The 14,243-nt window shown below is 62.9% G+C and carries 13 protein-coding genes and 1 pseudogene; 10 read left to right on the top strand and 4 right to left on the bottom strand.

The window, feature by feature from the left end; translation table 11 throughout:
* From ACY693_RS05815 to ACY693_RS05805, 3 genes are all read left to right on the top strand, one after another.
* The coding region (locus ACY693_RS05815) for an AAA family ATPase (RefSeq protein WP_462320885.1) at positions 1-1,424 on the top strand (1,424 nt) is incomplete at its 5' end.
* A 216-nt stretch (positions 1,425-1,640) separates the two neighbouring features.
* Positions 1,641-2,093, top strand: a complete 453-nt coding sequence (locus ACY693_RS05810; RefSeq protein WP_462320884.1) for a DUF29 domain-containing protein — start codon at positions 1,641-1,643, stop codon at positions 2,091-2,093.
* 56 nt (positions 2,094-2,149) lie between these two features.
* A complete protein-coding gene (locus ACY693_RS05805; RefSeq protein WP_462320883.1) occupies positions 2,150-2,437 on the top strand; it encodes a hypothetical protein in 288 nt (95 codons plus the stop codon).
* 89 nt (positions 2,438-2,526) lie between these two features.
* On the opposite strand, the gene ACY693_RS05800 is transcribed toward ACY693_RS05805, so the two are convergent.
* Positions 2,527-3,126: a Uma2 family endonuclease gene (locus tag ACY693_RS05800; protein ID WP_462320882.1), complete on the bottom strand. Its 600-nt coding sequence runs from the start codon at positions 3,124-3,126 to the stop codon at positions 2,527-2,529.
* Between the two features lie 258 nt (positions 3,127-3,384).
* On the opposite strand from ACY693_RS05800, the gene ACY693_RS05795 reads away from it, so the two are divergent.
* The 7 genes from ACY693_RS05795 (at position 3,385) to ACY693_RS05765 (ending at position 10,875) form a co-directional block, all read left to right on the top strand.
* Positions 3,385-4,974: a GNAT family N-acetyltransferase gene (locus ACY693_RS05795; protein WP_462320881.1), complete on the top strand. Its 1,590-nt coding sequence runs from the start codon at positions 3,385-3,387 to the stop codon at positions 4,972-4,974.
* A gap of 15 nt (positions 4,975-4,989) precedes the next feature.
* Entirely contained in the window at positions 4,990-5,808 is an 819-nt protein-coding gene (locus ACY693_RS05790; protein ID WP_462320880.1) for an MlaE family ABC transporter permease, read from the top strand.
* A 3-nt stretch (positions 5,809-5,811) separates the two neighbouring features.
* A complete protein-coding gene (locus ACY693_RS05785) occupies positions 5,812-6,696 on the top strand; it encodes an ABC transporter ATP-binding protein (protein ID WP_462320879.1) in 885 nt (294 codons plus the stop codon).
* Positions 6,697-6,724: 28 nt separating this feature from the next.
* Entirely contained in the window at positions 6,725-7,819 is a 1,095-nt protein-coding gene (locus ACY693_RS05780; protein WP_462320878.1) for an MlaD family protein, read from the top strand.
* 98 nt (positions 7,820-7,917) lie between these two features.
* Positions 7,918-8,538, top strand: a complete 621-nt coding sequence (locus ACY693_RS05775; protein ID WP_462320877.1) for an ABC-type transport auxiliary lipoprotein family protein — start codon at positions 7,918-7,920, stop codon at positions 8,536-8,538.
* Between the two features lie 43 nt (positions 8,539-8,581).
* Complete coding sequence (locus ACY693_RS05770) at positions 8,582-9,970, top strand: hypothetical protein (protein ID WP_462320876.1); 1,389 nt, start codon at positions 8,582-8,584, stop codon at positions 9,968-9,970.
* A gap of 2 nt (positions 9,971-9,972) precedes the next feature.
* Positions 9,973-10,875 carry an EamA family transporter gene (locus ACY693_RS05765; RefSeq protein ID WP_462320875.1) on the top strand — a complete coding sequence of 301 codons (903 nt, stop codon included), beginning with the start codon at positions 9,973-9,975 and terminating at the stop codon, positions 10,873-10,875.
* Between the two features lie 123 nt (positions 10,876-10,998).
* Here ACY693_RS05765 and ACY693_RS05760 read toward each other — a convergent pair whose 3' ends face one another.
* The 3 genes and pseudogenes from ACY693_RS05760 to ACY693_RS05750 all read right to left on the bottom strand — a co-directional run.
* A complete protein-coding gene (locus ACY693_RS05760; protein ID WP_462320874.1) occupies positions 10,999-11,886 on the bottom strand; it encodes a transglutaminase family protein in 888 nt (295 codons plus the stop codon).
* Positions 11,883-13,103 (bottom strand): alpha-E domain-containing protein, encoded by a 1,221-nt coding sequence (locus ACY693_RS05755; protein ID WP_462320886.1) that lies wholly within the window; start codon positions 13,101-13,103, stop codon positions 11,883-11,885. The genes ACY693_RS05760 and ACY693_RS05755 overlap by 4 nt, the downstream gene beginning before the upstream one ends.
* Positions 13,104-13,181: 78 nt before the next feature.
* Positions 13,182-14,209 (bottom strand): annotated as a pseudogene (locus tag ACY693_RS05750) (circularly permuted type 2 ATP-grasp protein); the annotation flags it as partial.
* Positions 14,210-14,243: the final 34 nt, after the last annotated feature.

Raw genomic sequence — 14,243 nt, 5'->3', positions numbered from 1 at the left:
ACCTGATCGACGAGGCGGCGTCGCAGATCCGCATGGAGATCGACTCGATGCCGGAGGAGATGGACAAGCTCGACCGGCGGCTGATCCAGCTCAAGATCGAGCGCGAGGCGCTGAAGAAAGAGTCCGACGAGGCCTCGAAGAAGCGCCTCGGTGACCTCGAGGAACAGATCGGCAAGCTCGAGCGTGAGTTCTCGGACCTCGATGAGATCTGGAAATCTGAGAAGGCCGCGGTTCAGGGCACTGCCCACATCAAGGAGGAGTTGGATCGCGCCCGCGTCGAGATGGAGACCGCGCGCCGTGCGAGCGACCTGACGCGGATGTCGGAGCTGCAGTACGGGCGCATCCCCGAACTCGAGAAGCGTCTCGAATCCGCCGCCGAGGCCGAAACCAACGAGACCCAACTGCTGCGCAACAAGGTCGGCGCCGAGGAGGTCGCGCAGATCGTCTCCAAGTGGACCGGCATCCCGGTCAGCAAGATGCTCGAGGGCGAGCGCGACAAATTGCTCAAGATGGAAGGCGAGATCGAGCAGCGCGTGGTCGGCCAGCACGAGGCCGTGCGAGCAGTCTCCGATGCCATCCGCCGCTCGCGTGCTGGGCTCTCGGACCCGAACCGCCCAATCGGCTCCTTCCTGTTCTTAGGCCCCACCGGCGTCGGCAAGACCGAGCTCTGCAAGGCGCTAGCGGAGTTCATGTTCGACACCGAGGAGGCCATGGTCCGGATCGATATGTCCGAGTTCATGGAGAAGCACTCGGTCGCACGGCTGATTGGCGCCCCACCGGGCTACGTTGGCTACGAGGAAGGCGGCTATCTGACCGAGGCGATCCGCCGCCGGCCCTACGCGGTGATCCTGATGGACGAGGTCGAGAAGGCGCATCCGGATGTGTTCAACATCCTGCTGCAGGTGCTCGACGACGGTCGGCTGACCGATGGCCAGGGGCGCACGGTCGATTTCCGCAATGCGGTGATCGTGATGACCTCGAACCTGGGCTCGGACGTCATCCAACAGAAGGCCGGCGAGGCCAATTACGCCGAGATGAAGGACGCGGTGATGGAGATCGTGCGCCAGGCGTTCCGGCCCGAGTTCATCAACCGGCTGGACGAGATCGTGGTCTTCCATCCGCTCGATGAGGCGCAGATCCGTGCCATCGCCGGCATTCAAATCGCCTATCTGAAAGACCGGCTGGCCGACCGCGAGATGGGACTGACCATCAGCGATGGCGCGCTCGACCTGCTCGGCGAGGCCGGCTTCGACCCGGTCTACGGTGCCCGCCCACTGCGACGTGCCATCCGCGCCCAGCTCGAGAACCCCCTCGCGCAGCAGATCCTCGCTGGCAAGTTCGCCCCGGGCGACACCATCGAAGTCGATGCGCGCGATGGGCAGTTGTTGTTCGAGAGCCTGGTCGAGGGGGAGCTGGTCGAGTAAGTAGGCTCGCGTGGAAGAACGGTCTGACTGTTTGATGACAAGCGCTTCGCGTCCAACTCCGTTGTGACGCGAAGGCTACACATCCGATCATCGGCCAATCAATGTTGTCATACTGCCTGAGCGATGCAGCGCCAACCTCACGCAACGATACCGCTTGAGTCCCTGCATCCATGTTCCGGCTCATCTCACCATGATCGACCCAAGACAGTCTGAGCCATGATCGAGAACAGCGCCTACGAGGCTGATTTCCATGCCTGGACCCTGCGCAACGCCGAGCTGTTGCGTCAAGGTCGACTGACCGAGCTCGACATCGAGCATCTCGCCGACGAGCTGGAATCCATGGGTGCGAGCGAGCGTTGCGAGCTTCTAAACAGGCTCCAGGTGCTGTTGATCCATCTCCTCAAGCATCAATTTCAGCCGGAGCGCCTCGGCAAGGGCTGGCTATTGACGATCAACCATCAGCGTACAGCGGTTGAACGTCTGCTCGAACAGTCCCCGAGCCTCACGAGACTCCTGAGCACGGAGCAGCTGGCCAAGGTCTACGACAAGGCAATGCGTGATGCCATGATCGAAACTGACATCGACCGACACCTCTTTCCCGTCGACTGTCCATATCGGTTAGAGCGGATCCTTGACGAGGATTGGCTGCCAGATTCAGGCTCAAGCTAAGTCAGCTCGGCTCGGCTCGAGTCAGGCGGCGCCCAGTCACTGACCGCAATTCGCCCATGAAGCCCGACACCCGCACCGCCATGCATGCGCTCATCACGCAGGTGCGCGATACGCTCCCGTTCGATGCACCAGCGGCGCAGGTCTGCAGCGGTGAATGCCAGGGCTGCTCGTTGAAGCTCCTTGACTACCTCGACGGCGAGCTGCGCGGCTGGGAGCAGCGGCTTGATTCCGGTGACAGGCCAAATCTTGGCGACCTCTCGCAACTGGCTCGGACCAGTCGAAAGGTCTATGCTGCACTGCAAAAGAACGGGCTGGTGACCCGTACCGAATCCAAGACCGCCTAATGTGCAGCGAAGGACGGCGGTCGATAACTCACCAAGAATTGCTGGACCCTGATGCGCTCGGCGACGCTGTCAGCATCACCGTCTCGCCGTCATCCCTGACGCTCGTCCGGCTCGAACTGAATCTTGTCGTAGACCTCCGCTACCGCCAGGCTGCAGCCGATGCTCTCGAGCGCGACCTGGTCGGCCAGATCCTCGAAACTGCTCAGTATCCAGCGCCCGTCAGTACCCCGGTTGTAGCGCTCGACCAACACGCGGTGCTGCGAGACCAGCAGATACTCCTGTAATGAAGGGATACGCCGGTAGAGCGCAAACTGCTCGCCGCGGTCGTAGCCCTCAGTGGAGTCGGAGAGGACTTCGCCGATCAGACTCGGATTGAGCAACAGGTCGCGGCGGCCATCATCAAACACCTGCTCGCCGCAAAGTGCCATCAGATCCGGATACTTGCCGGCGTCTGCATGCTGGATGCGCAGTTTCATCCCGCTGGCGTAGACCCAGCAGGGGCGCCCCTTCATCTGGATACTCAGCTCTCGGTTGATGTTGCTGAGAATCGCATGATGCTCGGCGGTGCCGCCGCTCATCGCGAAGATCTCACCGTCGACGTACTCGGTGCGCTCGTCGAGGCTGGCACGCTCGCCCTCGAGCCAGTCTTCAAAGCTGATCCGTGGTGTCCGTTCTGCCTGGGGTGTCATACGCTGGTCTCCGGTTGAAGCGATGCACAGATCATAGTCGAATGCTGTTCATGACTCCCGTTCATAACGCCTGGACGAACAGCAGAGATCGCCGGATCAAAGCCGCGCTAAACCAGGACTCCAACACTGAGAGGCGCTTGGGATGCTGTCCATCGCTCGGGTATCTCGCCCGCGACATCGACTTGCCGACTGACTCGATCGCATGATGATATCGTTCTCGCCATTGAGCCGACCTTCCTCTATCCGCTTCCTGACTGCATGAACGACACCACCGACAGCCTCGCCCAACTGCATGTACGCAACGCCACCCCGCGTGATGTTTCCGCGATTCGCGCCCTGTTCGTGCGTGCCTACGCCGGCAGCGGTGTGAGCAGCTACAGCGCCGCGATGCTGCGCGGGCAGATCAATAAATTCCCGGAAGGCCAATTTGTCGCCGAGTACCAGGATGACGATGGTGGCCGCCTCATTGGCTTCTGCTCAAGCTTCCTGGTCAGTGGCGACATCGCGTTGAAGCCACATGGCTGGAATTGGATCACCGGCAGCGGCTATGCCTCTCGACACGATCCCGAGGGCGACTATCTCTATGGCATGGAGGTCTGCGTCGACCCGGAGTATCGTGGATTACGGATCGGCCAGCGGCTCTATGACGAGCGCAAGAAGCTGGTTCAATCACAGGCGCTCAAGGGCATCATCTATGGCGGTCGACTGCCAACCCTCGATTCGGCCCTGACGCGTGAAGAAGGTGCCTATGAGAGTCCTCAAGCCTACGTCGACGCCGTCGTCGAAGGCCGCGAGCGCGATCCAGTGCTGACCTTCCAGCTGCGTAACGATTTCCAGGTCATCGGTCTGATGCCAGGCTACTGGCCCGAAGACAAGCAATCGCGCGGCTATGGCGTCCACCTGCTCTGGCGCAATCCGCACGCGCCAGACGAGGAAGAGGAAGCGCGCGCCAAGCATTACGGCGGGCGTCTGATGGACACGGTGCGAGTTGCAACCGTCCAGTACCAACAGCGGCGGGTGAAGTCCTTCGACGAGTTCCTCGACATGCTGCGCTACTTCGTCGATGTCACCTCCGACTATCGGGCAGACTTTTGTGTCTTTCCCGAGCTGTTCTCGTTACAGCTGCTCTCGATGGAGGATCAGGAGCTATCGCCGGCCGAGGCCATCGAGGCGCTGACCCGCTATACCGACCCGATCAAAGAAGCGCTGCGCGAGATGGCGATGCGCTACAACATCAATATCATCGGTGGCTCCCATCCGACCAAGATGCCCAATGGACGGGTCGAAAACATCTGCTACATCTGCCTGCGCGATGGCGAGGTGCACGAGCAGGCCAAGATCCATCCAACCCCCAACGAGGTCTATTGGTGGAACATCGAGGGCGGTCATGAGCTGGCGGCAGTCAATACCGACTGCGGTCCCATTGGCGTGCTGATCTGCTATGACGCCGAGTTCCCCGAGCTTGCGCGGTACCTGGTTGACCAAGGCGCCAACATCATCTTCGTGCCCTTCTGCACCGACGAGCGCCAATCCTATCTGCGGGTGCGCTACTGCGGCCAGGCACGCGCCGTCGAGAATCAATGCTATGTGGTGTTGTCCGGCAACTGCGGTAACCTGCCGAACGTCGCCAACATGGACATCCAGTATGCGCAGAGTTGTATCCTGACGCCCTGTGATTTCCCGTTCGCACGCGACGGCATCGCCGCCGACACGACTCCAAACGTCGAGACCGTCGCCTTTGCCGATCTTGGGCTCAAGGCCCTTCGGGAGGCACGCAACTCGGGCACTGTGCAGAACCTCAAGGACCGACGGCATGATCTTTACACGACGATCTGGCGTGAGCGCTAAGCGCAACGGTCGCAGATGCCTCTAGGACGCCCCTTGCTCAGTCACGGGGCCGCGCAGCGTCGCCGCCGACCGTCAAGGCGCAACGAGCTCCATTGGCTCGAGCGCATCGGGCTGGGGGCGATCACGCTCAAGCTCTGCGTCGAGCTCTATTTGGGCGTGCTGCTCGGAAGGGCGCAGCTCGATCTGCCCGCGCTCGCACAGGCACTGCGACAAGCCGGTCTCTCGGTGTTTCCCGCCTTGACCCTCGTCTCGGCGGCTGCAGGCGTCATTCTTGGCCAGCAAGCGGCTCGCCTGATCGCCGAGATCGACCTCCCCGGACTGATCCTGGTCCCCGTCATCTACGCTGTCACCATGGAGCTCGTACCGCTCTTGGTTGGCGTCCTGGTGGCCGGTCGGGCCGGTGTCGCCCTCGCCGCCCGTCAGGCGTCGCTGGTCGCCAGCGGCCAGGTCGACGGGCTTCTGGTCAGCGGCCTTAATCCAATCCAGTTCACCACCGGCCCGGTCCTGCCGGCGATGCTCGCCATGTCCTTTGCCTTATCGATCTGGGGGAGCGCGGTCGCACTTGGCGCGGCTATGTTCTGGCTGGTGGTCGCGGCCGATGTTCCGCCTTACTTATTCAACGACGCACTGCGCCAGGCCTTGGCGCCGGCCGATCTCCTCGAGGCCCTGGGCAAGCCGCTGATCTTTGCCTTGGTGGTGGCCTTGATTGCGACAGCCAATGGTATCGCGGCAGGACGGGATATTGCAGGGGTTAGCCGAGCGGCCACCGACACCATGATCGGTGCCGTCACAGCCATCCTGCTGATCGATCTCGGCTTCGTACTGGCGTCCTAGTCCATGAACAGGGATAGGAACAGGAACGACGAGAGCCAAGGGCGCACTCGCCCTTGGGTGCGCGCCCCCTGGAACAGCCAGACCAGTCGCCAGCCCACACCGAGGGGCCATGATCGTGACAAACCGCTAGAACAGGGCGAACCTGCTGCACCCCTGCCCTTGGTCGAGCTGCAGCAGGTGTTTCAGCATGTCAATGGCCGCTGCGCGCTGAACGAGTTGTCCCTGTCCGTGCACAAGGGCGATGCATTGCTGATTATCGGCCCGAATGGCGCCGGCAAGAGCCTCAGCTTGCGCCTAATGCTTGGTCTGGATCAGCCGTCGTCTGGACTCATCAAGCTGTTTGGGCAGGATCTGGCAACCCTGAGCGACGCCCATGTCAACCGACTGCGCAGCCGGCTCGGCGTCGTCCTTCAAGGTGGCTCGCTGCTCGACGAGCTGACCCTGATCGAAAACCTGCTCCTGCCACTGCGCGCGCAGCCACGCCATCGCTCAGTGCTCGCACGCGCAGCCCGGTTGGTCATGACGCAGCTACAGCTCGACGGCATGGCGCATCAGTATCCACGTGCGCTCTCCCTTGGGCAGCGACGACGCGCAGAGCTGGCGCGAGCCCTGGTCAACCAGCCCGAGCTGCTGATCTGCGATGGGCTCAGCGATGGGCTCGACCGGCCGGCGCTGCGCGATATCCTAAACATCCTGCAGGTGCAGCGAGCGTCGCGCGGACTGACGCTTATCGCCACCGACAATGCCATGCTTGAGGTCATCGGTCCTGACGATCGTGTCGCAGTCATGGATCGCGGCTGCCTGCTTGTCGACGGCACCCGAGCAGCCGTAGAGGCCCTCGGTGCCGACGATCTTGAGCGTCGGACCATCCTTGAGGGACATCCCTGAGGGACATCCCTGGGCGCCAACAGACATCATGAGCAGGCTGAATCGTCTCTACCCCCCACCCGAGCTTGGAGCCCCCGGCAAGCGCCAGGCGCAGAGTCGCCAACGCGACCTGCTGCTCGCCGGCCTGTTCGTGATGGCCATGCTGGGCCTGGTGCTCGGCATCCTTGTGCTGTTGGCGCCGGGCCTGTTTACTGGATACACGCTGCGCGCCTATTTCCTTGATGCTGACGGCCTCGATAGCGGTATCGACGTGATGCAGGAGGGCTTTGTGATCGGCCGCGTGCGCTCCCTGGAGCCAGTGTTCCGCAACGACACCGACCGCGCCGATTGCCCCGTGCCAAAAACCGAGCGAGCCCCGGACCTACCCTGTTTCCGCGCGACCCTGAGCATCCAGCAGGACTGGCCGGTACCCTCGGGGAGCGTTGCCCAGCTAGCGCCAGCGGGCTTGCTCCAGGGCAACATCATTCGCATCATCCCGGGGGATGCAGCAACCACCCTGAGCGCCGGCAGCGAGATTCCAACGATCGACCGCGAGCCCGATCTCGCCATGCAGATCAGTGCGACCATGGAGCAGGCGCAGCGGACCATCGACGAGGTCATCCGCCCGACCTTGACTCGGCTACAAGAGCGCATCCAGGGGCTGCTGGCCATGTTCAAGGATGACCAGAACGGCCCCAGCGAGCTTGGTGCAGATCTCGGTCAGGGGCTCGGATCGGTGCTGAGCAACCTGGTTGAGGCCAGCGCCAACATCGAGCAGAGTATCGATCCGGAACAGATCCGAGACATCATGAGCGCTGTGCAGACCCTCTCGGATAATCTGGCAACCGTCTCGCAAGCACTGCCATCACGCACTGCAGAGATTGAGAATGCTGTGGCTCAATACGCAGCCCTCGCCAAGGAGCTGCAGCAATTGGTCCAAGCCAGTCGTCCCAACGTGCAGGGCTCGCTCGATGACGTTCAGTATCTCTTGCAGGAGCTGTCCGCCTCCTTAGCGCCCATCCTCGCCAACATCGAGAGTGCATCCCGCAATCTCTCCGCGCTCTCGCGCGAACTGCGCGAAGACCCTGTTTCATTACTGCGCGGGCAGGAGCAAGAGGACCAATCGCCATGGTTCAATCGCTGAGCATCAGGAGCCGGAAACAGCCAGTGCAAGAGACCCCTGCTAGCCGCCCCGTATCTTGGCCAGCCTTTCGCCCTTGCTGGCATCGGCGCTCTGGCGTCATGCTACTCGTCTGCCTCTTGCCCGGCCTCCTCGCCGGATGTGGAAGCTCCGGGCCGACCCAACGCGATCAGTTCTTTACACTACAGCCACAGGTGCGGATAACGCCAAGCACACAGACGCTGCCAGCGAGCGTGCTGATCACGCCCTTAGCATCGCACGGTTTTCTCGGCGGCACTCAAATCCTGTTTCGCACCGCCGCCGATCCGCTGCAAGTGCAGCGTTATCATCATCTGCTCTGGGAGGAGGTCCCCGGCCGAGCGATCGCTGCCGCGCTGATCTCAGCACTGCGCACCGCAGGTGCCTTCGAGTATGTGGTCTCGGTGGCAGATCGTGCACAAGCGGATTTTATGCTCAACGGCGAGCTGACACGACTGGAGCATTTGCCCACCGCCGATCCACCCCAGGTAAGCGCCGCCTTCAATCTGACGCTCATCGCGAATCACAATCGTTCGATCCAATTCGCCCAGAGCTACAGTGGCCAAGAGCCGACCACCGCTAGCACCCCCCAGGACATGGCGCGCGCATTCAACCGCTTGCTCGCCCGTCTGTTGAGTCAAGCCGTCGATGACATTCAGCGCCGGACACCAAGGCTCGGACGGGTCCTGCCAAGCGGCGACTGACCCCTTGCGTTGCCGCTTACCCTCAGACCCCTTCGCGGCGCTGATGCCGACCGAGCTCGCTCAGATGCCGATCGCCTGGCATCAGCTGCGCATTCCAGGCCCGCCGCCAGCCCTCAGGCTGAGCCAGGTAGAACAGGCCGCGCCGAGTCTCGAGGCAAGGTTTGCACGCCGCATGATCCAACGTCTGGATCTCAGCCGCGACGCCAGCGCGAAACCAGTGGACGCTTTGGCTGCTGAGCCGGGAGATCGGCTCGCCTTGATCGACAAGGCCTCGCCCCATGCCCTTTTCGACCTGATGCTGACGGAGGTCTCGGCACTTAGCGATGAGCAGGCGGGCAAGGTCGACCCAAGTGCGGTCATGCCGATCACCGGGCGAGTCCTTTGGCAGACAGCAGCGAACTTTCAGCGCTTCGTCAACAGCCCCCAGGTCCGGCGGGAGCTAGGGCTGATGGATAGCACTCGGCACCCTGGCTGGCTGCAGCTCGCTCTGAATTGCGACCCTAACACCGAGGATCGCGAGAGCGTGCAAGCGCTCAAGTCCTTCCATCTGCACCTGATCTACTGGCAGCCATCAGAGCTCGGGGCATTGGCCAAGGCCGACCGATTCGGTGATCAGCATGACCCCCATCTCGCCCGACAATGTCTCGATCCGCTGAGCTTCATCGGCCCCAGGCTGCTCAATGAACGCCTCGCCCATCTTGAGCCCGAGCTCGGCGCCCTCGGCGCCCAGCTAGTGCCAGCGGATGCGGCCGCCACCTGTGCGGGACAGCGGGCGATGGGTTGCCTGATCCAACTGCCGAGCTGGGAGCTGCTAGCAGCCCCCGCCTTTGAGCGTCTGATTCGGCAGCTGCACCGGCAGCTCGCTGAGACGGCTACCGCGCTGTTGCACGCCGTCACCGGCTCGAGGCTCCCGCCTGCGCCCTGGCAGCGCCATCCGCTGCTTCCGCTGCGCCAGATCACCCAGAATCTCGAGGCACTCGATCTCAGCAACCTGTGTCGCGCCGAGCTAATCGCCCTAACACAGCGCCTGCGTGACCTAACCGCATCCGAGGCACAGTCTCTCAGAGCTGCCTCAGCATCGCGGCGAAAGCATTGCATGACGCTGAATCAGCCTTGCTACAGCCTCGGTCTCAGCGCCATGGACGCGCAGGGTTGCTCGACCATGGGCGCCGATGGTCCGTTACTACTGAGTCTGCAGGTCAAGCTGTTTTCAGGGATCGGAGGCGCCGGACTCATCTCATTGCCCGGCCTGCCGAGCGTTCGAGTTCTTCGCGCTCAAGGACAGTTCTCGGAAGCGGACTGGCAGCGCCGCAGCGACTTCCAGCGCCACTTTGCGGCCTACAACACCGCGGCACTGACGGCAGCGCTACAACCACAGCTAACCTGCGGGCCCATCGGCCGATTCGAGATCGACACCGGCTGGACGCACTAGCGATGGACCTCGGCGCCTATGCCCATCTGTGGATCATCTTCGCGCTGCTCTCGGCGTTCTTTCACGCATCGCGACTCGCTGTCACCAAGCACCTGAGTCTCAGCCTCTCGGTCCGCGCACTGACCCTCTACGTCAACCTCGCCAGCCTATTGGTGACCCTACCCTTGGTGATCTGGTATCACGACTTTCCGTTCGAGGATCGCGTCTATCTGCAGGTCGTCCTGCTGGGTGGACTGGTCTCTGGCCTTGGTGGCTGGTCGCTGAACGCGGCGATCAAGCGCAGTGAGGTCTCGATCGTTGGCCCCATCCTCACCCTCACCCCAGCGTTCGTGATCATGATCGAGTGGCTGCTCACCAGCGCCCTGCCCGGAGCACTGGGTTTTCTCGGCATCGGCCTATTGATTATCGGCAGCTATACCTTGGCCATCGGCAGCGAGCAGGAGGACTGGTACCAGCCGCTGCTGCGTCTGTTCACCAATCCCGGCAGTGCCTTCACGCTCACCGCTGCTGGTTGCTTCGCCACGGCCTCAACCCTTGGGCGGATCGGCATCGAGCGCTCAGACCCACTCTCATTCGCGGTAGTGGTCGCGGTCGTGAATCCGATCGTGCTGTTCGCGCTGTTCAGTATTCAGGATCGGCGCTTCTATCGCGAGGTTCTGCCAACACAGCTCAGCAGTCTGGCCCGGCCATTAATCCTGCTCGGCCTGCTGTTTGCGCTGATGCGCATCGCCGACCAGATCGCCCTGAGCATGACCCTGGCCAGCTATGCAATGGCGGTAAAACGCAGCGCCGGTCTGTTCTCGGTCCTCATCGGCCGCTGGTATTTCGGCGAAGGCAGCACCCGCGTCAAGCTCGTCGGCAGTGTCATCATGCTGGTCGGCCTCTTCGTCCTGACGCAGCTCTAATCGGACATCGCGCCCTCGGCATGCGCTGGGCCTGGATCAAGACCGCTAGAGACCGTCATCGATCGTGATCAGCGACGATCGGCAGCACGCGTATCCGATGCTCATCGCGCTCGAAGGGCTGCTTCACTCCAACCGATCGACATCGACCGAGACCGTCAAACTGTGCTCGCCACCACCATAAAAGACCCCGCGCACCGGCGTGACATCCTGATAATCACGCCCGATCGCGGTGGTGATGTATTGATCACTGATTGGACAATCATTGGTCGGGTCAAGGTCCACCCAACCGCCGGTCTGCGTTGCCTCGGGACAGTAGACCGCGAGCCAAGCATGGGAGGCATCGGCCCCGCGCAGCTTGGGCTGCCCCGGTGGCGGCAGGGTCTCGAGGTAGCCACTGACATAGCGCGCTGGCAGACCTAGGCCCCGCAGCGCCGCAATGGCGAGATGGGCGAAATCCTGGCAGACACCGCGGCGCTGCTGCAGCACATCGGCGAGGGGTGTGGCGACCGTGGTCGAGGTTGGATCATAGTCGAAATCTCGATGGATACGATTGACCAGATCCAGCGCGGCCTCAAGCAGGGGGCGCTCGGAACTGAAGGAGTCGCGCGCATAGTCGGCCGCAAGGGGGTCGAGCGGGACCGCCGGCGAATGCAAGGTGAACAGATGCGCCGATGCAGCATCGGCACCCGTGCTGGCCCGTAACTGCGCCTGCACCTTGTCCCAGGGTTGGGTCGCCGTCGGGTCTGGCAACGGCGGCGCCCAAACCTCGACCTCAGCGGTCGCGGTGATCTCCAGTTGCAGATGCGATTGCTGCACCGAGAAGTAGCTGACTCGGTTGCCAAAGAAGTCGCGATGCTCGCGCACCACGGACGGCCAGGGGTTGATGCGCAGGTTGGCGAGGTTGCAACGTTGATAGGGCATCTCCCGCGGCTTCAGATGGGCGATGCTGTGACAGAGCGAAACCGGGCCAGCGTAACCGTAGCGGGTCAGATGGGTGATTTGGTACCTCATCGCGATATCCCCGCCGTCGCATCTGCTGGGCGCATCTCACGCAATGCCTCGGCCGCCAAGCGTTGCCCGATTAGATGATGCGGCTGCTCTTCGTGCCGGAAGTACTGCGCGGTGATCGCGTCGGAGAGGGCGCTGATCGATGTTTCGACACTCGCCAGTAAGCCATCCAGTGCCGTGCGCCGCAGCCCCTCCTCGCTCGGCTGCGCCATCAGGTCGAGCTCGGCAAGTCGGAGCTCGGTCAGCACACGCATTAGCGTGCGCTGTGCTGGGGTGCGCCGGGTCGAGAGACTGGTGCCAGGCATCTCATCAACCAGCGCCGACAAGCGAGCGATCTGATAGGCAAGCGAGCGCGGATTGGCCTCGTCTTGCAGCACCAGATCGAGCATGGCACCGACGCGGGTGCCGGCCTGGTAACGACGGCGATAGGTGATCAGGCTATCGGTCACGCCAAGCACCGCCTCAATCAGGATCGACTCGCCCGGATCAGGGCTCACGCTGACCAGGGTCGAGCGCAACAAGGACGCAGTATGCAGACCACGCTCGAGCCGTCGCCCGGCCTCAAGGAAGTGCCAACCCTCGTTGTGGGTCATATTCTCGTGCGTCAGCGCCGAGAAGGCCACCAACGAGGTGATCAGTGGGTCGAGCAGATCCAGTGCGCGTCCGAGCCCACGCGGTGGGGCCTGGGTAAGCAGACGCTGACGGCGCTCGATATCGTTGGTCACCCGCCAGGTATCGTTGGAGAGACGCTCGCGCACCGACCAGGCCGCCTGACCGAGCGCTTGCAGGGTCTGCGGCAGCGCACCAGAGCGCTTCTGATCGCTGATCAGGGACAGCACCTCGGGCACAGGCTGTGCCAACAGCTCCGGAGCCCCGTCGCCAATGAATCCCGGGAAGGTCTGGCTCTGATTGGTCAATGCGGCGAGCAGCAGATGCAGGCAACAATCCCCGTCGACATCGGCCGATAGGCTGGTGCGCTCTGTGATCTGGATGATCACGATGCGCAACAGCCGTACCAAGCCCTCGGCCCGCTCCGCGTAGCGGCCAATCCAGAACAGATTATCGGCGACGCGAGACGAGACCTCGCTCTCCTGCACCACCGCGGGCACTACTGCCGGGGCATTGGCATCGGAGGTGACGATCAGCGTCTCTTGGCGTTCCGGCTCGCTGGCCAAGACCCAAGTGTCCTTTCCCAGCCCGCCGAGCTGATTGGAGATCATCGGCGTCTCCGGATCGAGCGCGATCCGGCTCAGCCCACCGGGCATCACCGCGTAGCCTTCTTGCTCGCTGACCAGGAAGCTACGCAACACGAAGGGACGCGGCTCCAGCGACCCGTTGATGTAGGCCGGCGCAGTCGAAGGCTGCACCTGCTCCTGTGCCACATAGCGATGTGGCTCACGCCGAATCGCTGCAATCAGCTCATCGCGCTGCGCGGTCTCTAGCTTGGCACCAAACAGACAGCGCTGGCCGGCCGGACTGCCAGCGGGCTTGATCACGAGGTTGTCCAGGTTGGCGATGACGAAGTCACGCGCCTCACGCTGGCCACACCACCAGGTTTGCAGGTGTGGTAATAGCAGCGCCTCGCCGAGGAGCTGCTCGCAAACCTCAGGCAGAAAGGCCATCAGGCCTGGATGCTCGAGCACCCCGCTGCCGAGGGCATTGGCAACGCCAAGATTGCCGGCCCGCACCGCTTGCAGCATGCCGGGCACGCCGAGTAGCGAGCGCTCATTGAGCTCGAGGCGTCGATGCGCTCTAACCGACCCAGCGTGCGTAGCCAGAGTGCCCCGTCGCGCACCGAGAGATCACTGCCCTGTACCAGATTGAAGCCGAGATAGTTGGCCAGATAGGCGTGCTCGAAATAGGCCTCATTGCGTGGCCCGGGCGTGAGCACCGCCACCCGGGCGTGATCGCCATGCCGCGGCGCGATGCGCGTCATCGCGCGTCGCACCGAGCGATAGAAGCCCGCCAGCCGATGGACGTGACTATCGCGGAACAGACTCGGCATCACCCGCGAGAGCACCACCCGGTTCTCCAGCGCATAGCCACTGCCCGATGAGCTCTGGGTGCGGTCACCGATGACGCGCCAGGCACCGTTGGTGTCTCGGGTCAGATCGGCGGCATAGAGCACCAGAGGCCGATCGCCTGCCATTGGCGCACCGTGGCAGGGGAGCAGATAGCCGGGAAAGCCGTCAATCAGCTCGGGCGGGAGCACGCCCTTATCGATCAGTGTGCGGGGTCCATAGAGATCGAGGAGTACCGCGTTTAGCAGCTCGGCGCGCTGGATCAGCCCACGCTCCAGGCCGGCCCATTCGTCACCCCGGATCAATAGTGGCAGCGGGTCCAGCTCCCAGGGCCGCGAC

This window comes from Halochromatium sp. (genome assembly GCF_054919635.1).
Note: the sequence above shows the minus strand (reverse complement) of the source record. Positions and strands in the feature narration are given on the sequence as shown.

What these genes read in the sequence shown, in the direction of transcription:
- ACY693_RS05810 (WP_462320884.1), top strand. Translation starts at nt 1,641, where the DNA reads ATGATCGAGAACAGCGCCTACGAGGCTGATTTCCATGCCTGGACCCTG.
- ACY693_RS05805 (WP_462320883.1), top strand. Translation starts at nt 2,150, where the DNA reads ATGAAGCCCGACACCCGCACCGCCATGCATGCGCTCATCACGCAGGTG.
- ACY693_RS05800 (WP_462320882.1), bottom strand. Translation starts at nt 3,126, where the DNA reads ATGACACCCCAGGCAGAACGGACACCACGGATCAGCTTTGAAGACTGG.
- ACY693_RS05795 (WP_462320881.1), top strand. Translation starts at nt 3,385, where the DNA reads ATGAACGACACCACCGACAGCCTCGCCCAACTGCATGTACGCAACGCC.
- ACY693_RS05790 (WP_462320880.1), top strand. Translation starts at nt 4,990, where the DNA reads ATGCCTCTAGGACGCCCCTTGCTCAGTCACGGGGCCGCGCAGCGTCGC.
- ACY693_RS05785 (WP_462320879.1), top strand. Translation starts at nt 5,812, where the DNA reads ATGAACAGGGATAGGAACAGGAACGACGAGAGCCAAGGGCGCACTCGC.
- ACY693_RS05780 (WP_462320878.1), top strand. Translation starts at nt 6,725, where the DNA reads ATGAGCAGGCTGAATCGTCTCTACCCCCCACCCGAGCTTGGAGCCCCC.
- ACY693_RS05775 (WP_462320877.1), top strand. Translation starts at nt 7,918, where the DNA reads ATGCTACTCGTCTGCCTCTTGCCCGGCCTCCTCGCCGGATGTGGAAGC.
- ACY693_RS05770 (WP_462320876.1), top strand. Translation starts at nt 8,582, where the DNA reads ATGCCGACCGAGCTCGCTCAGATGCCGATCGCCTGGCATCAGCTGCGC.
- ACY693_RS05765 (WP_462320875.1), top strand. Translation starts at nt 9,973, where the DNA reads ATGGACCTCGGCGCCTATGCCCATCTGTGGATCATCTTCGCGCTGCTC.
- ACY693_RS05760 (WP_462320874.1), bottom strand. Translation starts at nt 11,886, where the DNA reads ATGAGGTACCAAATCACCCATCTGACCCGCTACGGTTACGCTGGCCCG.
- ACY693_RS05755 (WP_462320886.1), bottom strand. Translation starts at nt 13,103, where the DNA reads ATGATCTCCAATCAGCTCGGCGGGCTGGGAAAGGACACTTGGGTCTTG.